The 21,635-nt window shown below is 64.9% G+C and carries 25 protein-coding genes; 15 read left to right on the top strand and 10 right to left on the bottom strand.

Annotated elements, in window-relative coordinates; translation table 11 throughout:
- Positions 1–88: 88 nt before the first annotated feature.
- The 4 genes from BM190_RS26675 to BM190_RS26660 form a co-directional block, all read right to left on the bottom strand.
- Complete coding sequence (locus BM190_RS26675) at positions 89–958, bottom strand: L,D-transpeptidase (protein ID WP_092260446.1); 870 nt, start codon at positions 956–958, stop codon at positions 89–91.
- A 293-nt stretch (positions 959–1,251) separates the two neighbouring features.
- Positions 1,252–2,199 carry an ABC transporter substrate-binding protein gene (locus BM190_RS26670; RefSeq protein ID WP_092260443.1) on the bottom strand — a complete coding sequence of 316 codons (948 nt, stop codon included), beginning with the start codon at positions 2,197–2,199 and terminating at the stop codon, positions 1,252–1,254.
- A 150-nt stretch (positions 2,200–2,349) separates the two neighbouring features.
- On the bottom strand, positions 2,350–3,138 hold the full coding sequence (locus BM190_RS26665; RefSeq protein WP_092260441.1) for a helix-turn-helix transcriptional regulator: 789 nt from the start codon (positions 3,136–3,138) through the stop codon (positions 2,350–2,352).
- 238 nt (positions 3,139–3,376) lie between these two features.
- Positions 3,377–4,579 (bottom strand): LLM class flavin-dependent oxidoreductase, encoded by a 1,203-nt coding sequence (locus tag BM190_RS26660; protein ID WP_092260439.1) that lies wholly within the window; start codon positions 4,577–4,579, stop codon positions 3,377–3,379.
- A gap of 107 nt (positions 4,580–4,686) precedes the next feature.
- Here BM190_RS26660 and BM190_RS40660 point away from each other — a divergent pair, with 107 nt between their 5' ends.
- From BM190_RS40660 to BM190_RS26630, 7 genes are all read left to right on the top strand, one after another.
- Entirely contained in the window at positions 4,687–4,860 is a 174-nt protein-coding gene (locus tag BM190_RS40660; protein ID WP_177237302.1) for a hypothetical protein, read from the top strand.
- A complete protein-coding gene (gene napE, locus BM190_RS26655) occupies positions 4,847–5,032 on the top strand; it encodes a periplasmic nitrate reductase, NapE protein (protein WP_018318384.1) in 186 nt (61 codons plus the stop codon). The genes BM190_RS40660 and napE overlap by 14 nt, the downstream gene beginning before the upstream one ends.
- A gap of 26 nt (positions 5,033–5,058) precedes the next feature.
- On the top strand, positions 5,059–5,373 hold the full coding sequence (locus tag BM190_RS26650) for a chaperone NapD (RefSeq protein ID WP_026202011.1): 315 nt from the start codon (positions 5,059–5,061) through the stop codon (positions 5,371–5,373).
- Between the two features lie 17 nt (positions 5,374–5,390).
- The gene (napA, locus tag BM190_RS26645; RefSeq protein ID WP_092260437.1) at positions 5,391–7,904 is read left to right on the top strand and encodes a nitrate reductase catalytic subunit NapA; all 2,514 of its coding nucleotides are present in this window, start codon (positions 5,391–5,393) and stop codon (positions 7,902–7,904) included.
- Entirely contained in the window at positions 7,901–8,371 is a 471-nt protein-coding gene (locus tag BM190_RS26640; protein WP_026202010.1) for a nitrate reductase cytochrome c-type subunit, read from the top strand. Before napA ends, BM190_RS26640 begins: the two co-directional genes overlap by 4 nt.
- Positions 8,368–9,021 carry a NapC/NirT family cytochrome c gene (locus BM190_RS26635; RefSeq protein ID WP_018318380.1) on the top strand — a complete coding sequence of 218 codons (654 nt, stop codon included), beginning with the start codon at positions 8,368–8,370 and terminating at the stop codon, positions 9,019–9,021. The genes BM190_RS26640 and BM190_RS26635 overlap by 4 nt, the downstream gene beginning before the upstream one ends.
- A 101-nt stretch (positions 9,022–9,122) precedes the next feature.
- Complete coding sequence (locus BM190_RS26630; RefSeq protein WP_026202009.1) at positions 9,123–10,238, top strand: ATP-dependent DNA helicase; 1,116 nt, start codon at positions 9,123–9,125, stop codon at positions 10,236–10,238.
- Between the two features lie 164 nt (positions 10,239–10,402).
- Here BM190_RS26630 and BM190_RS26625 read toward each other — a convergent pair whose 3' ends face one another.
- Positions 10,403–12,085 (bottom strand): caspase family protein, encoded by a 1,683-nt coding sequence (locus tag BM190_RS26625; protein ID WP_092260432.1) that lies wholly within the window; start codon positions 12,083–12,085, stop codon positions 10,403–10,405.
- A 257-nt stretch (positions 12,086–12,342) separates the two neighbouring features.
- Here BM190_RS26625 and msrA point away from each other — a divergent pair, with 257 nt between their 5' ends.
- From msrA to BM190_RS26605, 4 genes are all read left to right on the top strand, one after another.
- Positions 12,343–13,059: a peptide-methionine (S)-S-oxide reductase MsrA gene (gene msrA, locus BM190_RS26620; RefSeq protein ID WP_018318377.1), complete on the top strand. Its 717-nt coding sequence runs from the start codon at positions 12,343–12,345 to the stop codon at positions 13,057–13,059.
- 30 nt (positions 13,060–13,089) lie between these two features.
- Positions 13,090–13,509 (top strand): peptide-methionine (R)-S-oxide reductase MsrB, encoded by a 420-nt coding sequence (gene msrB, locus BM190_RS26615; protein WP_092260430.1) that lies wholly within the window; start codon positions 13,090–13,092, stop codon positions 13,507–13,509.
- A gap of 108 nt (positions 13,510–13,617) precedes the next feature.
- The gene (locus tag BM190_RS26610; RefSeq protein WP_084674830.1) at positions 13,618–13,782 is read left to right on the top strand and encodes a DUF3309 family protein; all 165 of its coding nucleotides are present in this window, start codon (positions 13,618–13,620) and stop codon (positions 13,780–13,782) included.
- Between the two features lie 213 nt (positions 13,783–13,995).
- A complete protein-coding gene (locus BM190_RS26605; RefSeq protein ID WP_018318374.1) occupies positions 13,996–14,289 on the top strand; it encodes a hypothetical protein in 294 nt (97 codons plus the stop codon).
- A 118-nt stretch (positions 14,290–14,407) separates the two neighbouring features.
- Here BM190_RS26605 and BM190_RS26600 read toward each other — a convergent pair whose 3' ends face one another.
- Entirely contained in the window at positions 14,408–14,962 is a 555-nt protein-coding gene (locus tag BM190_RS26600) for a DUF4112 domain-containing protein (RefSeq protein WP_092260426.1), read from the bottom strand.
- Between the two features lie 61 nt (positions 14,963–15,023).
- Positions 15,024–15,449: a DUF5413 family protein gene (locus BM190_RS26595; protein ID WP_092260424.1), complete on the bottom strand. Its 426-nt coding sequence runs from the start codon at positions 15,447–15,449 to the stop codon at positions 15,024–15,026.
- A 144-nt stretch (positions 15,450–15,593) separates the two neighbouring features.
- On the opposite strand from BM190_RS26595, the gene BM190_RS26590 reads away from it, so the two are divergent.
- The 3 genes from BM190_RS26590 (at position 15,594) to BM190_RS26580 (ending at position 16,655) form a co-directional block, all read left to right on the top strand.
- Entirely contained in the window at positions 15,594–15,836 is a 243-nt protein-coding gene (locus BM190_RS26590; protein WP_177237301.1) for a hypothetical protein, read from the top strand.
- Positions 15,837–15,871: 35 nt separating this feature from the next.
- Entirely contained in the window at positions 15,872–16,102 is a 231-nt protein-coding gene (locus BM190_RS26585) for a hypothetical protein (protein WP_026202008.1), read from the top strand.
- Positions 16,103–16,361: 259 nt separating this feature from the next.
- Complete coding sequence (locus BM190_RS26580; protein ID WP_026202007.1) at positions 16,362–16,655, top strand: hypothetical protein; 294 nt, start codon at positions 16,362–16,364, stop codon at positions 16,653–16,655.
- 319 nt (positions 16,656–16,974) lie between these two features.
- Here BM190_RS26580 and BM190_RS26575 read toward each other — a convergent pair whose 3' ends face one another.
- Together BM190_RS26575 and BM190_RS26570 are read right to left on the bottom strand one after the other, a co-directional pair.
- A complete protein-coding gene (locus BM190_RS26575; protein ID WP_092260418.1) occupies positions 16,975–18,576 on the bottom strand; it encodes a hypothetical protein in 1,602 nt (533 codons plus the stop codon).
- A 37-nt stretch (positions 18,577–18,613) separates the two neighbouring features.
- Positions 18,614–19,906, bottom strand: a complete 1,293-nt coding sequence (locus BM190_RS26570; RefSeq protein WP_018318369.1) for an adenylosuccinate synthase — start codon at positions 19,904–19,906, stop codon at positions 18,614–18,616.
- A gap of 421 nt (positions 19,907–20,327) precedes the next feature.
- Between BM190_RS26570 and BM190_RS26565 the strand changes: the two genes are divergently transcribed.
- Complete coding sequence (locus tag BM190_RS26565) at positions 20,328–21,260, top strand: DMT family transporter (RefSeq protein WP_092260417.1); 933 nt, start codon at positions 20,328–20,330, stop codon at positions 21,258–21,260.
- Between the two features lie 125 nt (positions 21,261–21,385).
- On the opposite strand, the gene BM190_RS26560 is transcribed toward BM190_RS26565, so the two are convergent.
- Positions 21,386–21,635, bottom strand: a 250-nt coding sequence (locus BM190_RS26560; RefSeq protein WP_143109082.1) for a transposase, incomplete at its 5' end; no start/stop codon positions are given.

The following is a 21,635-nucleotide window of genomic DNA, read 5'->3' as shown; positions in this document are numbered from 1 at the left end:
GCGCGTGCCGGACGATGCTGCGCGGCGCTCTGCTCACCCTTGGAGCCCAGACCTTTGGAGCTAGATCCTTGGAGCTAGATCCTTGGAGTTACCGGGCCTCGGCGATCGTCGCTCCGGATGGCAGCATCTGCGCGTTGGCTGCCAAGGGCCGCTTCGATGGCGATGCAGGGTCCGGCAACCGGAACGCGGCGTCGGCCGGCGTGCCCTGGGATGGTCTGCGGGCAACGCTTGCCGGAAGCACGATCACTTTCGCGCCGACCTTCACCCGCTCATAGAGGTCCATGACGTCCTCATTGGTCAGGCGGATACAGCCGGACGACACCCGCTTGCCGATCGTATCGGGCTTGTTGGTGCCGTGAATCCTATATTCCGTCTCGCCGAGATACATCGCCCGCGCGCCCAGCGGATTGCCGGGGCCACCTGCCATGAACCGCGGCAGATAAGGCTGACGCGAGACCATCTCCGCAGGCGGATGCCAATCCGGCCATTCCGCCTTGCGGGCCACAGTCTGCTCACCGGACCATGTGAACCCCTCGCGGCCGACACCGATGCCGTAGCGCAACGCCTGGGTGTCGTTCAGAACCAAATAGAGGAATGTGTTCTTGGTATCGATGATCACGGTGCCCGGCGTCTGGCGGCTGGCGTAGTCAACCACCTGCCGGACCAATGCTCCGGGACCATCAGCGTCGGCTTTTGGTGGTTCGACCAAAGGCGCGGGGGCCGGAATCGGAGCCGGAGCTACCGCCGGCGCGGATGCATGAACCGGGGGCGCCACGTAAACCGGACTTGACGATGCCTTGGCTTCCTGTGGGGACGGCTTGCGTACCGGCTGCACGCTCGCCGGGCCTGACAGCAAACCGTAACCCAATGCGGCGACGGCCACGGCGCCAATTGCAACTCTCGCGGCCATGGGTATTGCGAGGGCCTCTGCCTTTCCACGTTTCGCCCGCTTACCCATACTGTTTCCCCAGGTCACTGTGCCCTGAAGAGGTACCCAGCAAAATTTAAGAAACTTCGAAGCGATGCCGCCTAGGCGGGAACCGTCAGCGATGGTTAACGACGGGCTCTTGTTCGGCGGCATCAAAATTGGGAGCACCGCTTGATAGTGAGCTAGCACTGCGGACAACGCGCTTCTCTGAATAGGCCGACGGAGCGGACACGCTGCGACCTTGACTGCTCCCAGCCCGACAGCCGACATTCTGAGGCCAGAAACAGAAGGCAGCTAAGGCGCCAGAAACGGAAGCCGAGAACTCACTCGACCGTCCTGTCGGCACGAGAGAGTAGCATCGGCGGCATTTCGACACCTAGCATTTTGGCTGTCTTGAGATTGATGACCAGTTCGAACTTTGTCGGCTGCTCAACAGGCACCTCGGCTACCTTTGCGCCTCGCAATAGTCTTGCGACCTGACGCGCGCATTGGTGGAAAACCGCGCTGAGGCGGGGACCGTATCCCATCAGTCCGCCTTCTTCCGCCTGCTCGGGCCACTGCAGAATGGCGGGCAGGCGGCGGAGGGCCAGCCGATCGCGGATCAGGTACTGGAATTTCGATGCCAAGATCGGCGAGGCCAGCAGGTTGACGGCCCCGATCTCTTCGACCTTCAAAGCGTCAATCACACGGATGAGATCTTCCTCGGATCGTGCGGCAAACGGAACGATCTCGACGCCGAGCCTCTTGGCGGCGCTTTCGAGAGTACTCATGTTTGGTATCGGCAGGCGGTCCGCGAGAGCGGCTATTCGCCGGATAGCTGGCAGTGCTTCATGCAGCAGCTCCAATCGCTTGGCGTCGAGCTGAAACGCAAAGATGGCAACACCAGTGGTGTTACCTTCGGGATGCGGCATCGAGGCGACAAGCTTGCTGCCAAGCAAGTCGTCCGCGATCACCACGATTGGAATACGCTGCGTTACTTTCTGTGCTGCGCGCCCTGCTTCGGCCCCGACTGCCATCAGCACATGTGGACTTGCCTCGACCAGTTCAATGGCCACACTGGCATAAGACGCGGCAGCCGCCCTTTCGCCACGGCTGTCGATCTCAAGGTTTTTACCTCTGACAAAGCCGGCTCTGCCCAGTTCATCGAAGAAGCTGAGCGGTACCGGCCCCAATGCCGCAACGCGGTACCGCTGGCCAGCCCGCTGTGCGCGGGCTTTGAGCGGCAATGCCGCAGCGCCAGCAATCAGCGTGACGAACTCGCGCCGCTTCATGTGGATCCCGGGAGCATTTGACCGAGTCTCAGTCTAGCACATTGGAGGCGAGGAGTGGCGTCGGCTTCGGGTCAAAAGGCGACGATCCCCGTAGGTGGACCGCGTGTCCGCTTTGCTTTCGGAAGCAGGTATCGCGGACTCCCGGTCCCCTCAGTTCAGGCCGTGTGGCCCTGCCAGCAGGCCCAGCACGATTCCGAACAGTTCGTTCTGCGAGGAGATGCCGAGCCGCTGATAGGCGCGCTTGCGGTAGGTCAGGGTCGAATGCAGGCTGATGCCGAGTCCTTGCGAGATTGCTTCGGAGCTGAAACCGAGCAGGATGCGGCGGCAGACCTCCTGCTCGCGCGGTGTCAGGTTCGAGAGTGGCGCGCGCGTCGCGAACAATGTGGCGAGGTTCTGATCGGGCGTCGCGGTCGCGGCCTGCTGAAAATGACGCGCGACGCTGGCGCCGATCGCGGGCGCGATCGTCTGCAGCCGTTCGCGTTGCGCGGCGCTGAAGCGGCCCTGGGACGTGATGCGGTAGAAGTTGACGTAGAAGCAGGTGTCGCCGGTCCAGATCGCGGTCGCGCATTTGTCGACGATGCCGGAATCGTGGAAGAAGATCTTGCGGTATCGCGCGCCGTACATGCGGGGTGCGAAGCTCGGCAGCATGATCGGCCCAGTGCCCTCGCCTTCGAACAGCGCATCGCGGTTGGGATCGGATTCGTGGAACTGGCCGGCATAGGCGGCGCCGAGATCGCCGCCGATCGGGATATTGCCGGCATCGAGCAGGCAGGTCGCGGCACCGGCACGGCTCAGCGCGAACACCATGCAATGGCCGACATCGGCGTGGCGGCGCAGCGTGTCGATGAGGACTTTGGGGAAATCGGAGCGGCCGATGGCGAGCACCGCGGGCGTGATGTCACTAGCCGCTGGAGTTGTGGCCGTTCCGTCGGGCCGCATTGGTTTCCTCCGTCTGACGCTGTTTTGCGGAAGGATAGCAGCAACGATCGGGCGCCGAAAGCCGGCAACGCCTCCGTATGCCGCTTCTGGGTCTCGGCTCTGCGCCGCGACGCTGGCGCGTTGCGGCTTGTCCGGGACACGAGAGCGGCTGCGTCGATTGACAGTCTCGTGCCCCGGACGCAGCGCAGCACTTTAGTGATGCGCTGCAGAGCCGGGGCCCATGCCGGATGCAGATCCCCTACCCGGCCGCCTTCGCTGGCGCCACGTTGACCGCGAGCTTGCCGTAGCGGTCCGTGAACGCCTCGGTGTCGATCTCCTCCAGCTTGATCTCGCCGCTCATGACGCCCTGCTTCCATTCGACCTGCGCCGGGTCGTTCTGGAACTCCGGCATCACCTCGCGGCCGAACAGCTCCAGCGATTCGCAGATGTGCTCGTGGCTGTTCTTGCCGGCCTGGTTGAGCAGGATGACCTGGTCGATATGCGAGGACTGAAAGCGCTTCAGCTTCCTGCGGATCGTCTCGGGCGAGCCGATCAGGCCGCCGCGCAAGGCCGCCTCCTGCGCCTCCGGATTGTCGCGCTTCCACTTGTTGTACTCGTCCCACATGTTGACGGTGTAGGGCGCGGGCCGCTGGCGGTTCTGCGAGGCACCGTAGAAGCGCAGCGCGAACTGGAAGAAGGTGGCGCCGTCGGCGCGGGCGCGCGCCTCCTCATCCGTTTTGGCGCACATGAAGAACGAGACCAGCGCCATGTTCGGGTTGATCTGGTAGTCCGCCAGTTTATGCAGCCGCTTGGTCATCGCGTTGTAATAGGCGTGCACCCAGGCATGCGCGGCATCCGCACTGACGAACTGAAAACCGAGCGCGCCAAAACCGTGACGGCCGGCACGCTCGATGGTCGGCAGCTGCGAGCACGCCATCCACAGCGGCGGATGCGGCTTCTGCACCGGTTTTGGCACGACATTGCGCAGGGGAATGTCGAAATACTTGCCGTGATGTTCGCTGCCCGCGTCCTTGAACATCGGGAAGATCGCCTGCACGGCTTCTTCAAAGATCTCCTTCTTGGTCTCCATGTCGCGGCCGAACGGCGTGAGCTCGGTGATGGACGCGCTCTCGCCCATGCCGAACTCGCAGCGCCCGTTCGAGAGCAGATCGAGCACCGCGACACGCTCGGCAACGCGCGCCGGGTGATTGGTGGTGAGCTGCAGGATGCCGTGGCCAAGCCGGATGTTTTTCGTGCGCTGGCTGGCCGCGGCGAGAAAGGATTCCGGCGAGGGCGAGTGCGAATATTCCTCGAGGAAGTGATGCTCGACCACCCAGGCATGGTCGTAACCGAGCTTGTCGGCGAGCTCCATCTGCGAGAGGGCATTCTGGTAGAGCCGGAGCTCGTCGCCGGCCACCCAGGGCCGCGGCAGTTGCAGCTCGTAGAAGATGCCGAACTTCATGGCGTCGCTCTCCCGCTTTATTGTTGTTAAGCTCATCTTAAGGTGTGAGGCGGAGCTGTCTACGGAGCAGCAATTCCGCCGCGCGGGAGACTGATCCCGAGCCTGGCATGGCGACCTATACCCGCCTCGGCGCCGCCGCTGCGACATCCGCGCAAGTCGACAGGTTGATCCAGATCAACGCCACCACGGCCCGATTGCAGCAAAAGGGCTGCAAGGCAACGGCCCGGATGCCGTCCCGCTTCCCATACCATCCCGAAGAGACCGAATATGTCGGCCCCTGACGACACGACTTCGCGCGTGCGCCGCAAGCGCATGGAGATTTTCGCTTTCCTATTCCTGACCGCGATCGTGATGCCCGTCCTCGCGGTCGGAACAGTCGGCTCCTATGGGCTCGGCGTCTGGATCTACCAGATGTTTGCTGGCCCTCCCGGCCCGCCGCCCTCCCCGCATTGATCTCCTCCAAGCGAAAGACCGGCATCATGGCCCAAGCTTCACTCAACCGCCGCGCATTGATCACCGGCCGCGTGCTCAGCACCGACCGCATCGTGCCGCCACCGGGCGCCGAAATCGCCAGCATCATCGTGCAGGCGCGCCCCGAGCGCCTCGCCGAACTCGAAGCTGAGATCACCGCCCTGCCCGGCTGCGAGATCCATGGCCGCGACCCACGCGGCAAACTCGTCGTCGTGACCGAAGCGCCCGATGCCGGCAGCCTCGGCACCCTGCTCAACACCATCCAGTCGCTGCAACACGTCTATTCCGCGGCGCTGGTCTTCCACGCCATCGAAACCGCCTGAGTTCAGGAAGAGCCATCATGACATCGCCAAAGCTCGACCGCCGCCAGATGCTGAAGCTCGAGGCCGCCGCGATTGCGGCCGCCGCAGCAGGCATGCCGGCTCCGGCGCTCGCCGCCAATCTCATCACCGAGCGCGACAACAGCGAAATGAAATGGGACAAGGCCGCCTGCCGCTTCTGCGGCACCGGCTGCTCGGTGATGGTCGCGACCAAGGACAATCGCGTCGTCGCCACCCATGGCGACATCAAGGCCGAGGTCAACCGCGGCCTCAACTGCGTCAAGGGCTACTTCCTCTCCAAGATCATGTACGGCCATGACCGGCTCACGCAGCCGATGCTGCGCAAGACGGGCGGCAAATACGACAAGAACGGCGAGTTCACGCCCGTATCCTGGACCGAAGCCTTCGACATCATGGAGGTGAAGTGGAAGGAGGCGATCAAGAAGCGCGGCCCCAACGGCGTCGCCATGTTCGGCTCCGGCCAGTGGACGATCTGGGAAGGCTATGCAGCCTCGAAGCTGTTCAAGGCCGGCTTCCGCACCAACAACATCGATCCCAATGCGCGGCACTGCATGGCTTCCGCCGTCGCCGGCATGATGCGCACTTTCGGCATCGACGAGCCGCCCGGCTGCTACGACGACATCGAGGCGACCGACGCCTTCGTGCTGTGGGGCTCCAACATGGCGGAGATGCACCCCATCCTGTGGACGCGCCTCGCCGACCGCCGGCTGTCCGCGCCGCATGTCCGCGTCGCCGTGCTCTCGACCTTCGAGCACCGCTCGTTCGACCTCGCCGACATCGGCATGGTGTTCAAGCCGCAGACCGACCTCTACATCCTCAACGCCATCGCCAACCACATCATCAAGACCGGCCGGGTCAACAAGGACTTCGTCGCCGCGCATACGATTTTCAGGCGGGGGCAGACCGATATCGGCTACGGTTTGAGGCCGGAGCATCCGCTTCAGAAAAAGGCAACGGGTGCAGCGAAGGCCAACGACTCCACCGACATGAGCTATGACGAGTACGTCAAGTTCGTGTCGGAATACACGCTGGAAAAGGCAGCCGAGATGTCCGGCGTGCCGCTGAACCGGCTGGAGGCGCTCGCCGAGCTCTACGCCGATCCCAAGACCAAAGTGGTCTCGTTCTGGACCATGGGCTTCAACCAGCACACCCGCGGCGTCTGGTGCAACAACCTCGTCTACAACATCCATCTCCTGACCGGAAAGATCTCCTCGCCCGGCAACAGCCCGTTCTCGCTGACCGGCCAGCCCTCGGCCTGCGGCACCGCGCGCGAGGTCGGCACCTTCTCGCACCGGCTGCCGGCCGACATGGTCGTGACCAACAAGGCGCATCGCGACCACGCCGAGCACATCTGGCAGCTGCCCGAAGGCACCATTCCCGACAAGAACGGCGCGCACGCCGTGCTGCAAAGCCGGATGCTGAAGGACGGCCTGATCAACGCCTATTGGGTGCAGGTCAACAACAACCTCCAGGCCGGCCCCAATGCCAACGAGGAGACCTATCCCGGCTTCCGCAACCCCGACAATTTCATCGTGGTCTCGGATGCCTATCCGTCGGTGACGGCACTGGCCGCCGATCTGATCCTGCCGACCGCGATGTGGGTGGAGAAGGAAGGCGCCTACGGCAATGCCGAGCGGCGCACCCAGTTCTGGCACCAGCTCGTCCCCGCGCCCGGCGAGTCGAAATCCGATCTCTGGCAGCTCATGGAGTTCTCCAAGCGCTTCAAGATCGAGGAGGTCTGGCCCGAGGAGCTGATCGCCAAGAAGCCCGAGGTTCGCGGCAAGACGCTGTTCGACGTGCTCTACAAGAACGGCCAGGTCGACAAATTCCCCGTGACCGACATCGAGCCGGGCTATCTCAACGACGAGTCCAAGGCCTTCGGCTTCTATGTGCACAAGGGCCTGTTCGAGGAATACGCCCAGTTCGGCCGCGGACATGGCCATGACCTCGCGCCGTTCGACATCTATCACCGCGAGCGCGGCCTGCGCTGGCCCGTCGTCAACGGCCAGGAGACGAAGTGGCGTTTCCGCGAGGGCAGTGATCCCTACGTCAAGCAGGGCACCGACGTGCAGTTCTACGGCTATCCCGACGGCAAGGCGCGCATCTTCGCGCTGCCCTACGAGCCGCCGGCGGAATCGCCCGACAACGAATATCCCTACTGGCTCTCGACCGGCCGCGTGCTGGAGCACTGGCATTCCGGCACCATGACGCGCCGCGTGCCCGAGCTGTACAAGGCCTTCCCCGAAGCCGTGTGCTTCATGCATCCGGACGACGCGGCGGATGCCAAGCTCCGTCGCGGGGACGAGGTGAAGGTGGTCTCCCGCCGCGGCTTCATCCGCGCCCGGGTCGAAACGCGCGGTCGCGACCGGCCGCCGAAGGGCCTCGTCTTCGTGCCGTGGTTCGACGAGTCCAAGCTGATCAACAAGGTGACTCTGGACGCGACCGATCCGATTTCGCTGCAGACCGACTTCAAGAAATGTGCCGTGCGCATCGAGCGGGTGAGCCTGTCATGATGAAACGATCTGCAATCGCCTTGCTCGCCTTCGCGATCGCCGCGGCCTCGAGCTCGCTGACCGCACAGACCGTCACCTCGGGCCTGCGCGGTCCGGCTCCACTCAATGACGAGGGCCCGGCGCCGCCGATGCTGCCGAACCGCAACACGTCCGAGAAGGAGGTGCGCAATTATCCGGAGCAGCCGCCGGTCATCCCGCACACGATCGACGGCTATCAGATCGACCTCAACGGCAACAAATGCCTGTCCTGCCATGCGCGGGCACGCACGGCGGAATCGCAGGCGCCGATGGTCTCGATCACGCATTTCATGGACCGCGACGGCCAGTTCCTCGCCTCGATCTCGCCGCGGCGCTTCTTCTGCACGGAATGCCACGTGCCGCAGAACACCGCCAATCCGCCCGTGAGCAACGACTTCGTCGACATCGACACGCTGCTCTCGCGTGCAAGCCCGGGTGGCCGCCGATGACGACGACTGCTGACGAGCCCAATGCAGAGCTGAAAACCAAGCGCGGCTTCATCGCGCGAAGCTGGGACTTTGCGCTGGAGCTCTGGCGTGTGCTGACCCGGCCGAGCTCGGTGTTCGCGCTCGGCACGCTGGTGCTCGCGGGCTTCGTCGCCGGCGTTATCTTCTGGGGCGGCTTCAACACCGCGCTGGAATTGACCAACACCGAAAAATTCTGCACCGGCTGCCACGAGATGAAGGACAACGTCTACGCCGAGCTGAAATCCACCATCCACTTCAGCAATCGCTCCGGCGTGCGCGCGACCTGCCCGGATTGCCACGTCCCGCACAACTGGACCGACAAGATCGCGCGCAAGATGCAGGCCTCCAAGGAGGTCTGGGGCAAGATTTTCGGCACGATCGACACCCGCGAGAAATTCCAGGATCATCGCCTCGAGCTCGCCGCGCACGAATGGGCGCGCTTCAAGGCCAACGATTCCCTGGAATGCCGCAACTGCCACAGTGCCGATTCCATGGACATCACCAAGCAGTCGCCGCGGGCCTCGGTGGCGCACCAGCGCTTCCTGTTCACGAAGGAAAAGACCTGCATCGACTGCCACAAGGGCATCGCCCACCAGCTGCCCGACATGCGCGGCGTTCCCGGCTGGCAGTAGGACCAAAAGGCAACCGGGTTCGCCCCGCTTGAACCGGCGGGGCGAATGGTTAGTTTTGGGGGATGGCGAATCGCCTCGTTTCGCCCTTCCTCAAGACAGATATGGCCAGTTTCACACCGCATCAGGATGCCGCTCTCAAGGCCGTCGGCGACTGGCTGAAGGCCAGGCCGGGCCGCAATGGCACGCCGCCGATCTTCCGCCTGTTCGGCTTTGCCGGCACCGGCAAGACGACCCTGGCCCGGCACATCGCCGAAGGCGTCGACGGCGAGGTGAAATTCGCGGCCTTCACCGGCAAGGCCGCCCTCGTCATGCGCAACAAGGGTTGCGACGACGCCTCCACCATCCACTCCCTGATCTACCGCGCCCGCGAATCCGGCGAGGAGCAGCCGAGCTTCGAATTGTGGGACGACGCGCCGGCCTCGAAGGCGAAGTTGATCGTGATCGACGAATGCTCGATGGTCGACGCCGAATTGGGCCGCGACCTGATGTCGTTCGACTGCCCGCTGCTCGTGCTCGGGGATCCCGCGCAGCTGCCGCCGATCCAGGGCGGCGGCTTCTTCACCAACACCGAGCCCGACGCGATGCTGACCGAGGTGCACCGCCAGGCGCAGGACGATCCGATCGTGCGGATGTCGATGGACGTGCGCGAGGGACGCGAGCTCGACATCGGCCGCTACGGCGAGAGCGAGGTGGTGTCGCGCAAGGAGCTCGATCCCGACCGCGTCATGGGCGCCGACCAGGTGCTGGTCGGCCGCAACAACACGCGGCGCGCCTACAACATGCGGGTGCGGCAGCGCCAGAACATCGAGGACGTCTTCCCGGTCGCGGGCGACAAGCTGGTATGCCTGCGCAACAACCGCAAGAAGGGCCTGTTCAACGGCGGACTGTGGCGCGTGAAGTCGCGCAACACCTCGCGCTCGAAATCGCGCATTCTCTCGATGCGGCTGTCGCCGGACGAGGATTTCGGCCACAAGGTGACCAAGGTCTCGGTGCGCGCCGATTGCTTCGAAGGCGGCGTCGAGCAGATCGCCTGGGAGCAGCGCAAGCCCTATGACGAGTTCGATTACGGCTACGTGCTCACCGTGCACAAGTCGCAGGGCTCGCAATGGGACGACGTCGTGCTGTTCGACGAGAGCTTTGCGTTTCAGGACTCGCGGGCGCGGTGGCTGTATACGGGGATTACGCGCGCAGCGAAACGGCTGAGCATCGTGGTGTGACCCTGCCGTAGGGTGGGCAAAGGCGCATAGCGCCGTGCCCACGATCTCTCTCCATAAGCAAATAAACGCGTGGGCACGCTTCCGCCTTCGCTCTTCGAGCTACGGCGGACAAGTCGCTTTGCCCACCCTACGGCACCGTGAACGAGGCACGGATATCGCGCCCCTTACTTCCCCGCCACAAAGTAAAAATCCTCCCGTCCCGGCGGTGACCCATACGTGAATGGCTGCTGCTCGTGCTTCGTCGCAGCCCAGACGTCGTCGCGGATGATGTCGAACAGTTTTCGGATCTCGATGCGCGGCTGCTTGATCTCGCGGGCCAGCGCGGTGGCAAACGGGCTGTTGGCGCTGCCGTCGCCGTCCATCGCGGTCTCGCCGTGCTTGGCGGCGTAGACCACCATGAAGCCGGCGCCGGGCTCGATGTTGGAAAAGCCCTTGTCGACCAGCTTCAGCGACAGCGTGCGCTGCATGCTCGGCGCGAACGGATTGTCGCGGCAGGCATCCAGAACCACGAGGCGCATTTTCCGCGCGGCACCGACCGCGGCGATCACCTGCTCGAGGGCGACCGCCTGGGTCTCGGCGTCCTTGTCGGCGGCGAGCTTTGCGTCGACGGGAACGAGATAGTTCACCCCGCCGATCTCGAAGCCGTGGCCGGCGTAATAGACCACGGCCCAGTCGGCCTTCTCCGCTTCCTCCGCAAAGGCCTTCAGCGCGTCAAAGAACTTGTCGCGGGTGAGGTCGTTGACGGAAATCACGCTCTGGAAGCCGACGTCGCGCAGCACGCTCGCGATCAGTTTGGAATCGCGCGGCGGATTGGGCAACGCATGGACGTTCTTGTAGGCGCCGTTGCCGATCACCAGCGCCACGCGGCGCCCGGTTGCTCCGGCCGGCGCCTGCAGCGTCAGCGCGGCGAGCCGCTCCTGCGCGACGGCACGGGCGCGGGCGACGTCGGGCTCGTCGAACTTCGTCAGCGAATAGGCGGCCGCGCGGTAATCGGCGCGCGCCTGCGCGAGATCTTTCTTCCGCTCGTAGATCTGGCCGCGACCGGAATGCGCGCGGATGTTGTTCGGATTGATCTGGATGGCCGTGTTGTAATCCTTCAGCGCGGCGTCGAGGTCGCCCTTCATCATGCTGACGTCGGCGCGGTTGTTGATCGCGAACACGTTTTTCGGCTGCCGCTCGATCAGGCCGTTGCAGTCGGCAAGGGCCTGCGCGTACCTGCCCATCATGCCGTAAGTGATGCAGCGGTTGCTGGCGATCTGCGGCGCGGCCGGGTCGATCTTCTCGGCCTCCGCGAAATCGGCGATCGCGCCGTCGAAATCCTTCATCAGCGTCCGCGCGCGGGCGCGATTGGTCCAGCCGAGCAGGAATTTCGGCGTGTATTTGATCGACAGGCTGAAATCGTCGAGCGCGCTCTGCAACGCGCCGCGGCGCGCGTGGATGACGCCCCGATTGTTGTAGGGGACACCGTAGGTGGGGCGCTTCTGGAGGGCGAGGTTGTAGTCCGCCATGGCGAGGTCATCCTGGCCCTTGCGCTCATAGGCGAGGCCGCGCAGGTTGAGAGCAATGACGTAATCAGGATCGAGATCGATCGCGATGGACAGGGTCTCGATCGCGCGGTCGTAGTCGCGCTTGCTGATCAGCGTGTTGCCGCGCACGGAGAGCGCGATGGCCTTGTCCTTGCCGGTGAGCTTGTCGGCCTTCAGCAGATTGTCGCAGGCGCTCGCGCGGGCCTGGGCCTCCGCCTGGCGGTCACGGCAGAGGGTGAGATCGTCGGCCTGCGGGTCGGCCGCCGCGCTGAACAGGCCGGCGGTCAGGATGACAAGGCTCAGGGAAACGACGCGCAGCATGGGTCAGGCCTGCTCCAGCCGGATTCTTCTTAAGTCGATCATCGATCGCACCGGTTCATCTAGCGCGGAGTTCCCGGTCTCGCCAAGCCGCCGGCGCCCTTCTATCCCGCGCGGCTCATTTCACAGACTCGTGTCCGTCCCGTCGTAACAACCGGCGGCCGCGTCCGTACCTCGGATGGTGCGAAAACGCAGCCGGGCAACTGTTCGTCCGGCCCCGACCGCCCTAGACTGTCAGACCTTTCGAAAGAGGATCCGCCATGCGCCGACCTGCCCTCGCCTCCCTGCTCGCCGCAACCACCGCCCTTTCGCTAACCTTCGCGCTGGCCTTTGCCGCGCCGTCTCAGGCCGCGGAGGACGCGGTCGTGATCCCCGCCCCGGCCATGGATGCGGCACCTGCGAGCGGGATCCAGACCGCCGTGATCGCCGGCGGCTGCTTCTGGGGCGTCCAAGGCGTCTTCCAGCACACCGCGGGCGTCGTCAACGCGGTCTCCGGCTATGCCGGCGGCACCAAGGCGACCGCCGACTACCAGACGGTCTCGAGCGGCCGGACTGGCCATGCCGAGGCGGTCGAGATCAAATACGACCCGAAGAAGATCTCTTACGGAAAGATCCTCCAGATCTATTTCTCGGTGGCGCACGACCCGACCCAGCTCAACCGCCAGGGCCCCGACGTCGGCACGCAATATCGCTCGGCCGTCTTCACCACCTCCGACGAGCAGAAGAAGGTGGTGGAGGCCTATATCGCCCAGCTCAACGGCGCCAAGGTCTTCAGCAAGCCGATCGTGACCAAGGTCGGCGCGCTGGAGGCGTTCTACCCGGCGGAGGCCTACCACCAGGACTATCTGACGCTGCACCCGAACCAGCCCTACATCGCCTATAACGACCTGCCCAAGGTCGAGAACCTGAAAAAGCTGTTCGCGGATAACTACATTGAAAAGCCGACGCTGGTGAGCGCCAGCAAGGCCACCAACTGATCGCGAGATCATCTCAAGAACGGGAGACCCATGCCCGACACCAAAATGAAAACCACGGACGACAAGGTCATCAAGAGCGAAGAGCAGTGGCGGCGCGAATTGTCGCCGATGCAGTACGCGGTGCTGCGCGAGAAGGCGACCGAGCGTCCCTTCTCGGGCGAGTATGAGCACGACCACCGCGCCGGCACCTATGTCTGCGCCGGCTGCGGCAATGTGCTGTTCGAATCCGACGCCAAGTTCGATTCGGGCTGCGGCTGGCCGAGCTTCACCCAGCCGGCCGTCGAGAGCCATGTCGACGAGGAGCGGGACGTCAGCCACGGCATGATCCGCACCGAGGTGCTCTGCTCCAAATGCAGCGGCCATCTCGGCCACGTCTTCCCCGACGGCCCCGGGCCGACCGGCCTGCGCTACTGCATCAACTCGGCCGCGCTGAAGCTGGAGCCCAAATAAACGTTGCCCGCGGTCGGGTTCCTTCATGGAACCCGACCGCGCGATGTGCTTTTCTTGTCTGGCGGTGCGGCCGATCATCGCATTTGGCGGCCGCCAGGGGAGGATGCCATGTCAGTCGGGACCGTCCTGATCATCCTGGTGATCATCTATCTGCTCGGCGGCCTGTCCGGCCGCGTCGGCGGCTACGGCTATGGCATGGGCCATTCCGGCATGGGCATCGGAGGCGTCGTCTTGGTCGTGCTGGTCGTCCTGCTGCTTCTTGGCAAATTGTAATCCATATAAGCCATTGAAATAATTCAGTTAATTTCATCCGCGGAGCTGCCATGCGCGGATTCATCATCTCCCATCGCAGGGGTCGCATTTTTGTCAAAACGGCCTATATTAGTGGGCGAAAATGGCATGTGCGGCGGGCCCGCTCGATTGCGGCCCCTGCCCTCCCAAACCCCACGCGCTTAAAGCCCCAGAGAGATCACGAGGTCTTTGACCATGCGTCCACTGCGTCCGTTCAACTTCAACACGTCTGCCGAACTCTTCCCCGCCGCGATCCGCAAGAAGAAGCGCGCAGGCTTCACCTATCGCCGGTTCGGCACCGCGGCCGAAGCCGTGCAGTTCGCGATGGAGCAATTGCCGACGGATTCGCTGAACGGCGCCTATCTCCAGGTCGAGGAAGCGCGTTTCGACCAGAACGGCATCCGCTCGCTCTATGAGAGCGAAGCCTTCCCGTTGCCCCGCCGTCCCAAGCCGGCGCCGGCCGAGACCGACGCCGCCGACGCGGCATAAGTTTTTTCGCTGAGCCTTACGATGTGCGCAGAAAGCGCGATGGCCAAAAGGCTGTCGCGCTTTTTGCGTTTCTACTCCCTCTCCCCGTTCTTACGGGGAGAGGCGAAGAGGGGAAGCTTCAGATCCGTGGCTGCTTGTCGAGCCAGCGGCGCAAGAGGCGCACGTTGCGCATGTTGGCGCGGAACATGACGTCGAAAGCGTCGCCCGCGAACGGGACCAGGCCGACTACGCCGTCGAGCGCGACATTGCCGAGCATGCGGGTGGTGATGTACCAGGGCGCCCCCAGCGCCCGGGCCTCGCGCACCAGCCACAGCGAGATCGCCGTGGTGATGATGTCGCCGACGACGGGAATCAGGCCGATCAACCCGTCGATGCCGTAGCGTATGTTGGTGCCGGGCAGGATGAAGGCGACGTCGAGCAGCTTTGCGATCGCCTCGATCCGCGCGATCCGCTGCTCACGCGTCAGATTGCCGAACGGGCTCCCGGCGAACGGATGATCCTTGCCCAGCTCGAAACCGAACTCGCGAAAGCCCTGCTCCAGCGTTTCAGGGCGGATTTCCCGACCATCCTGGTCGATGATCGGCCCGCGTGCCTCCGGGCCGGAAGCGGTCGCGCGCGAGCTCCCCGTACGGGATCTGCGTGGAGCAAGGATATCGTCGTCGGACATGGTCATGGCCTTCAGGGAACGCGCTGGGGCGGCAGAGGTTGCTGCGCCGCGCCCGAACGTCGCGCGCTCAGGTCGGCGCCGCCACTGCTTGCGGCTCCTTGATGTATTTATGCACGAGCCAGGACGAAATCACCGCCGGCACGAACCCGACGAGGCCATACAGGATGAACTGCACCGCGCCCGAATCCGGCCCGCGCGAGCTGTAGGTGAGCGAGGCCAGCACGAAGGCGAACAGGCCGACCAGGAGCATCCGCAAGCCCGGGCCGATCCGCCTGACATGGGTCAGGATGTCATCGACCGCGCCGATCATCAGCGAGGGCAGGAAGCCGAACAGGTAGCTGTATTGCAGGGTCTTGAAGAACACCGCGAACAGCTTGCCGACCTCGCCGAGACTGGTCTGGGCCCAATAGCCGGACTGATAGGTCGTCGTCAGCAGCAGCAGGAACCCGCCGACGAACGGGCCAACCAGGGCAAACACCAGATAGCGTTTCATCAAACACCCTTTCACTTCGCCGACGTTTATAGCAGCGCCGCGGGAACCTTGAATAGCGGGGCGGGCTCTGCCATTGGGGGAACAAGTGGCAAGGCGACGAGTTCAGACAGGACCTGAATTATCCCTGTCAGATTGGAGCCGCCGATGGCCCGCAAATTTCTCATGGCGACGATCACGCTGGCAGCCCTGAGTGGCCTGTCGAACGCACCCGCTCTTGCGCAAGGCCACATGGGCTCGCCGCAGGAACAGCAGGCGTGCTCACGCGACGCCTCGCGCTTCTGTCGCAAGGACCTCGGCAATGACGGCGCCGTGCAGGGTTGCCTGCAGGCCAACCGGGCCAAGCTGTCGCGCTCTTGCAGCAAGGTGTTTCAGAGCCACGGCATGTGAGGACCGACCATCCCCAGCGAACGGAGAGTGAAGCCATGTTGCGCGACGAACAGCTCTCGATCCTGCGGGACATCAGCCAGTCCGTTGCCTTCGCCGACGACCGCCACGGCAAGATCGGCGAGCTCATCGCCGACGGCTACGTGATGAAGGACGGCGATCTGTTCGAGCTGACCGCCAAAGGCGTCACCGCCGTCGAGGAACACGCCGCCGCGCTCGGCGCGAGCGACGTGGAACAAGCGAGCGCATCCTTCGATCGGATGATCTGATCGCGCGCGCAAGCTTTGTGCGTGACGTCCACGCAACAATTGCAAATTCCTTTGCGCCTGCCATTGCAGCCGCGTGACAATGGCGCATACTTCGCTCGGGCGGCGCAGCACCTTTCGATTCGAACTTCAAGAAATCGAGCGACCACATGCGGGACCAAAGTTCCCGACGTGAAGGCTGTGACATGCGGCAGATCAAGCCACGTGCGGCGCCCCAAAAACCAAGTGGCTCAAGCCCACGGAACTCGGGGACGCATTCTGCATGACACGCTATCAAACCATCGCTTCGCTGCTTAAGACCACCGCTTCGCTCTTCGCCGTCGCAACCACGGCCATCGCACTCCAGACTTCACCCGGCCTCGCCTTCTCATCCGAAGCGCAGCAGATGTGCACGGGTGACGCGATGCGTCTGTGCTCCAGTGAGATCCCCGACATTCCCAGGGTCAGGGCCTGCATGGTGCGGAACAAGGCCCAGGTCAGCCCCGGCTGCCGCGCCGTGATGGACCGCGAAGCCGCGGCATCAGCATCGCGCAAGCGGGAAGCGGCGGCGCAGTAGTCGGGTCGAGTTCGGCTGGATCGTTGAGGCTCGGTCCGCCTCTTCCCGCCGGACAAGGTTCTCGCATGTGACTCTTGGCGGCGGCCGGCGCGCGCGCCTCGTCCTTCGAGACGGCGCTTACGCACCCCCTCAGGATGAGGCTAATTGGCGTCAGTGCCCTTGAAACTGCTGCCTCACACTCCGCCCTCATCCTGAGGAGCCCGCCTAAGCGGGCGTCTCGAAGGATGGCTGCAGGGAAAAGCTCTCAAACGCGATAGCCCTTCCGCAAGCGGGGGAGGTATCCCCTCGGCTCGCATCGACTCAGTCGCAGCTTGAGCCCCTAATCGCCCCACTGGGCGAAGGCGTCGTTGAAGGCGCGTTCGCCGGGGGCGCCCTTCTCGATGGCGATGATGGCGCGGCGCTGGTTGGCATAGACCAGCGGCACGTCGAACCACGAGCGCTCCTTCAGGAGCTGGACGTTGCGGGAGCGGTCGGCGTCGACATTGGACAGGCCGACCAGGAAGAAGCCGTCGGTGACCTTGACCGCGAGGCCGGCGAGCGGCGTGCCGCGCGCCTGCTCATTCGACTTCATCAGGATGCCCGGCACGTTGGAGACGCTGCCGCCCGGAAAATCCGGCGGCAGGATGAAGGTCAGCTCCGCCGTGTGGCTCGCCGGCAGCGAGGAATCGGTGTTGCGGCGGAACGACATCGTCATCTTGAACTTGCGGTCGGGGATCTCGATGTCGGCGCGCACGGCGACGTCGGCCTTCTGGTTGCCGGACGCCTTGATCGGCTCGAGCCGCCACACCACCGAGCCGACATATTGCTTGCCCTTCGGATCGGACGGATCCTCGTCATAGAGCACGACCTTCTGCGCCACCGGCGCGACCGGCTGATCGCTGGCCGAGGGCTGCCCGACGCGATCCGGAATCTTCGGCTTGCTCTGCGGCTGGGACGGATCCTTCGGCGCCTCCACCACCTGGGTCGGCGAGGACTTCAGCAAATTGGTCGCGATCTGGACCAGCTGCTTGCCCCAGAGGATGCCGGCACCGACCAGGATCAGCACGATGCCGACGGCGATCGCACTCTTGAACGGGAAGGTGGAGCGCGCGCGGGCGCGTTTCTTGGCGTCGCGCTCGGGCGCGATGCGCGGACGCGGCGACGGCGGCTGCGGCGCGTAGCGCTCGGCCTCCTCGACCGACTCGTCGTAGGAATAAGGCGCGTCCTGCTCGCCGGCGCGGTTTTCCAGGCTCGGCTCGAGCCGGTCGAATTCCGGCGAGGGCGAGGGCACATTGGCATAGGTGCGGCGCGCGGCGCGGCTGGCCTGCGCGGCAGCGCCGCCGAGATCGTTGGCGTCGGCGGTGATGTCGCGGAAGCCGCGCACGCCCGGTGCCGGCGGCAGCGGCGGCGGAGGTCCGACATCGGGAGGACGGCGCGCACCGGCGCGATCGCGTCCGGCCGCCGGCTCCGGCATCGGTGGCGGGGCGGACGGCCCCGGTTGGCGCGGGGCGTCGAAACGGGGCGCGCGCGGCGGACGCGGGGCCTCGCCTTGGTCATCGACGTTGATGGATGGACGGTCGGCGCGCGGCGGCGGCGGGGCCGGACGCGTCCGCGGCGGGGCCGGCGCAGCCGGGCTGCCTTCGGCGGCTCGGGTGCTGGCGCGGCGAAAGGCGTCGCCGCTGCTGCCACCGCGGGCGCCGCCACCGGGGCGCGAGGCCTCGCGGGCGCGCTGGGCAGCCTCCGATTCGACCTTGCGGACCGCCTCCTCCAGCGACAACCTTTCGCGGGTGATCTCGGATTCGGAGAGCGGCGGCTGCACGCTGCGCAGCTGTGCGATCAACGCCGTGCGCGCCCGCTCATAGAGCGCGCGACGGCTTTCGCCGGGAGCGTTCGGGTCCAGGGCGGCAATAGCGCGGGCGATCAGCGGATAGTAATCAGCCATTTCAACTCAACTATACGCGCGTCCCGGTAAGATATCGTTAAGCCTCAAACGGATTTTGCACCAGGATAGTATCTTCGCGTTCGGGGCTGGTGGAAAGCAGCGCAACCGGGCACCCCACCAATTCCTCGATCCGCCGGACATATTTGATGGCCTGGGCCGGCAGGTCGGCCCAGGACCGCGCATTGGCGGTCGGCTCCTTCCAGCCCTCGATGGTCTCGTAGATCGGCTCGACCCGGGCCTGGGCACCCTCGCCGGCCGGGAAGTGGTCGATCTCCTTGCCGTCGAGCTTGTAGCCGGTGCAGACCTCGATCGTGTCGAAGCCGTCGAGGATGTCGAGCTTGGTCAGCGCCAGGCCGTTGATGCCGCAGGTCCGGACCGCCTGGCGGACCAGCACGGCGTCGAACCAGCCGCAGCGGCGCGGACGGCCGGTGTTGGTGCCGAACTCGCGGCCGCGCTCGCCGATCCGGCGGCCGGTCTCGTTGTCCTGCTCGGTCGGGAACGGGCCCTGGCCGACGCGGGTGGTGTAGGCCTTGCACAGGCCGAGCACATAGCCGACCGCACCCGGTCCGAGGCCGGCGCCGGTCGCGGCCTGCGCCGCCACCGTGTTGGACGAGGTGACGTAGGGATAGGTGCCGTGGTCGACGTCGAGCAGCGCGCCCTGCGCGCCTTCGAAGAGCATGCGCTTGCCTTCGCGCCGCTTGATGTCCAGCAGCCGCCACACCGTCTCGGCGTAGGGCAGCAGCTCCGGCGCCAGCGCGCTCAACTCCTTCAGGATCACCTTGCCGTCGAATTCGGGCAGGCCGAGGCCGCGGCGCAGCGCGTTGTGGTGGGCAAGCAGCCGGTCGATCTTGTGCGGGAGCGTGTCGAGGTCGGCGAGGTCCATCAGGCGGATGGCGCGGCGGCCGACCTTGTCCTCATAGGCCGGGCCGATGCCGCGGCGGGTGGTGCCGATCGCGGTCGCGGCGCTGGCCGATTCGCGGTGCGCATCGAGCTCGCGGTGCAGCGGCAGGATCAGCGTGACGTTCTCGGCGATACGCAGGTTCTCCGGCGAGACCGCAACGCCCTGCGCCCGCAGCTTGGAGACCTCGTCGAGGAAGGCGGCGGGATCGAACACCACGCCGTTGCCGATCACCGACAGCTTCTGCTCGCGCAGCACGCCCGAGGGCAGCAGCGCGAGCTTGTAGGTCTTGCCGTTGATCACCAGCGTGTGGCCGGCGTTATGACCGCCCTGGAAGCGGACAACGATGTCCGCCTGCTCCGACAACCAGTCGACGATCTTGCCCTTTCCTTCGTCGCCCCACTGGGCGCCGACGACGACAACATTGGCCATTCGCGGGTAATCCTTCGAAGATTTCTCTGTAGGTGGCATGATCCGAACGGAAAATTGGTACCCACTTTTCCGGAATCATGCCTGCGCCCAGCCCAATTCCCGGCCAGAGGCCGTTCGCACGCGAGGCAGCCCAACCGGATAAAGGAAGCAGCCTCTCTAGGCAAGCAAGAACGGGGCATTTTCAGGGCTTCGAGGCTACTCCAAGCCTTTGATATCCCCGGAAAATCCAGAAACCTTCGCGGCGGCGCGCGGGGCTTCGACCAAAGCGTGAGAGGCGCAATCCGCCGCTGCATGGTCGCGATGCGTCCGCCCCCCGTTGATGCAGCCCCGATTTCCGTGTCTTTGGACAGCGCCGGGCGATCAGCCGGCCCGGACCCCGCCGGGCTGGAAGCCTCGGCGCATGCGGGGCACGCCAATCCCAATGTCCGCCACCGGCCAGACCACCAGCGCGGAGACATCCGGCCACAGCTGGATCGCCAACCAGCCCTACCTGCTGCTCAGCATCACCGCGCTGTGCTGGGCCGGCAACGCCATCGTCGGGCGGCTCGCCGCCGGCCACATCCCGCCGGTCACGCTATCGTTCCTGCGCTGGTTCTTCGCCTTCCTGCTGGTGCTGCCGTTCGCCTGGAAACATCTTGCCCAGGACTGGCCGGCGATCCGCGGCAGGCTTGGCCTGATGATCACGCTCTCGGTCACCGGCATCGGCGCCTTCAACACGCTGCAATACTGGGCGCTGGAGCATACCCAGGCACTCAATACGCTGCTGCTGCAGTCGGCCGCGCCGCTGATCGTGGCGCTGTGGTCGCTGGCCATCCTCGGCATCCGCCTCACCGCCGCGCAGGCGTTCGGCGTGCTGCTGTCGATGTGCGGCGTGCTGACCATTCTGCTGCACGGCGATTTCACCACCCTGTCGAACATCGAGTTCAACAAGGGCGACCTCATCTTCATCGTCGCGCTCGTCATCTTCGCGCTGTATTCGGTGCTGACCTTGAAACGGCCGCCGATGCACGGCCTGTCGTTCCTCGCCTTCACCTTCGGGGCCGGCGCGGCCTGCCTCATTCCGCTGGAGATCTGGGAATTGTCCGCGCGGCCCGTGATGAAGCTCGACGGGCCGAACCTCTTGACGCTGTTCTACGTCGCGGTGTTTCCCTCGACGCTGGCCTATCTCTGCTTCAATCGCGGCGTCCGCCTGATCGGCGCCAACCGTGCCGCGCCGTTCTTCCACGTCGTGCCGGTGTTCGGTTCGATCATGGCGATGGCGTTCCTGGGCGAACACCCGCAGGCATTCCACTTCATCGGCTTCGCGCTGGTGCTGTCGGGCGTGTTCGTGGCGTCACGGAAGCAAGCGACGTAATTTCTTCCTTCTCCCCTTGCGGGCCTGTTGCGTTATCGGTCTTGGAGGCTGAGGACATGAGGAGAGAGGGGCGCGGTCACGGCAATTGCCAGCGAGGTCTCTAGTGTTCGCCCTCGGCGGGCGGTTCAGGCCGCGATCGTGGCCCACCGCCTCATGTTGAAGGCGATCGAGGCGAGCAGGACCTGCCCGCTTGCCTTCATCAGACCGACGTAGCGGATGCAAGTCAGTCGCATGCGGCGTTTGAGAGTGGCGAAGGTGGTCTCGACCTGGGCTCGCCGGCGTGCGATGAGGCGGTTGTAGCGTTTGAGCCTTGGCGGCAGTTCCGGATGATGTCTGTTGGGACGGAACGCGATGCGGGGCTTTTTGCCTTCCGCT

The organism is Bradyrhizobium sp. Rc3b (assembly GCF_900114915.1).
In the GTDB taxonomy this organism is placed as follows: Bacteria; Pseudomonadota; Alphaproteobacteria; order Rhizobiales; family Xanthobacteraceae; genus Bradyrhizobium.
The sequence above is the reverse complement of the archived record's forward strand: the minus strand, read 5'-3'. Positions and strand labels throughout refer to the sequence as shown.

What these genes read in the sequence shown, in the direction of transcription:
- BM190_RS26590 (WP_177237301.1), top strand. Translation starts at nt 15,594, where the DNA reads ATGGCCCGCAAATTTCTCATGGCGACGATCACGCTGGCAGCCCTGAGT.
- BM190_RS26650 (WP_026202011.1), top strand. Translation starts at nt 5,059, where the DNA reads ATGGCCCAAGCTTCACTCAACCGCCGCGCATTGATCACCGGCCGCGTG.
- BM190_RS26570 (WP_018318369.1), bottom strand. Translation starts at nt 19,906, where the DNA reads ATGGCCAATGTTGTCGTCGTCGGCGCCCAGTGGGGCGACGAAGGAAAG.
- BM190_RS26610 (WP_084674830.1), top strand. Translation starts at nt 13,618, where the DNA reads ATGTCAGTCGGGACCGTCCTGATCATCCTGGTGATCATCTATCTGCTC.
- BM190_RS26595 (WP_092260424.1), bottom strand. Translation starts at nt 15,449, where the DNA reads ATGAAACGCTATCTGGTGTTTGCCCTGGTTGGCCCGTTCGTCGGCGGG.
- BM190_RS40660 (WP_177237302.1), top strand. Translation starts at nt 4,687, where the DNA reads ATGGCGACCTATACCCGCCTCGGCGCCGCCGCTGCGACATCCGCGCAA.
- BM190_RS26565 (WP_092260417.1), top strand. Translation starts at nt 20,328, where the DNA reads ATGTCCGCCACCGGCCAGACCACCAGCGCGGAGACATCCGGCCACAGC.
- napE (WP_018318384.1), top strand. Translation starts at nt 4,847, where the DNA reads ATGTCGGCCCCTGACGACACGACTTCGCGCGTGCGCCGCAAGCGCATG.
- msrB (WP_092260430.1), top strand. Translation starts at nt 13,090, where the DNA reads ATGCCCGACACCAAAATGAAAACCACGGACGACAAGGTCATCAAGAGC.
- BM190_RS26665 (WP_092260441.1), bottom strand. Translation starts at nt 3,138, where the DNA reads ATGCGGCCCGACGGAACGGCCACAACTCCAGCGGCTAGTGACATCACG.
- BM190_RS26630 (WP_026202009.1), top strand. Translation starts at nt 9,123, where the DNA reads ATGGCCAGTTTCACACCGCATCAGGATGCCGCTCTCAAGGCCGTCGGC.
- BM190_RS26600 (WP_092260426.1), bottom strand. Translation starts at nt 14,962, where the DNA reads ATGACCATGTCCGACGACGATATCCTTGCTCCACGCAGATCCCGTACG.
- BM190_RS26575 (WP_092260418.1), bottom strand. Translation starts at nt 18,576, where the DNA reads ATGGCTGATTACTATCCGCTGATCGCCCGCGCTATTGCCGCCCTGGAC.
- BM190_RS26640 (WP_026202010.1), top strand. Translation starts at nt 7,901, where the DNA reads ATGATGAAACGATCTGCAATCGCCTTGCTCGCCTTCGCGATCGCCGCG.
- msrA (WP_018318377.1), top strand. Translation starts at nt 12,343, where the DNA reads ATGCGCCGACCTGCCCTCGCCTCCCTGCTCGCCGCAACCACCGCCCTT.
- BM190_RS26675 (WP_092260446.1), bottom strand. Translation starts at nt 958, where the DNA reads ATGGGTAAGCGGGCGAAACGTGGAAAGGCAGAGGCCCTCGCAATACCC.
- BM190_RS26580 (WP_026202007.1), top strand. Translation starts at nt 16,362, where the DNA reads ATGACACGCTATCAAACCATCGCTTCGCTGCTTAAGACCACCGCTTCG.
- BM190_RS26670 (WP_092260443.1), bottom strand. Translation starts at nt 2,199, where the DNA reads ATGAAGCGGCGCGAGTTCGTCACGCTGATTGCTGGCGCTGCGGCATTG.
- napA (WP_092260437.1), top strand. Translation starts at nt 5,391, where the DNA reads ATGACATCGCCAAAGCTCGACCGCCGCCAGATGCTGAAGCTCGAGGCC.
- BM190_RS26585 (WP_026202008.1), top strand. Translation starts at nt 15,872, where the DNA reads ATGTTGCGCGACGAACAGCTCTCGATCCTGCGGGACATCAGCCAGTCC.
- BM190_RS26625 (WP_092260432.1), bottom strand. Translation starts at nt 12,085, where the DNA reads ATGCTGCGCGTCGTTTCCCTGAGCCTTGTCATCCTGACCGCCGGCCTG.
- BM190_RS26605 (WP_018318374.1), top strand. Translation starts at nt 13,996, where the DNA reads ATGCGTCCACTGCGTCCGTTCAACTTCAACACGTCTGCCGAACTCTTC.
- BM190_RS26635 (WP_018318380.1), top strand. Translation starts at nt 8,368, where the DNA reads ATGACGACGACTGCTGACGAGCCCAATGCAGAGCTGAAAACCAAGCGC.
- BM190_RS26660 (WP_092260439.1), bottom strand. Translation starts at nt 4,579, where the DNA reads ATGAAGTTCGGCATCTTCTACGAGCTGCAACTGCCGCGGCCCTGGGTG.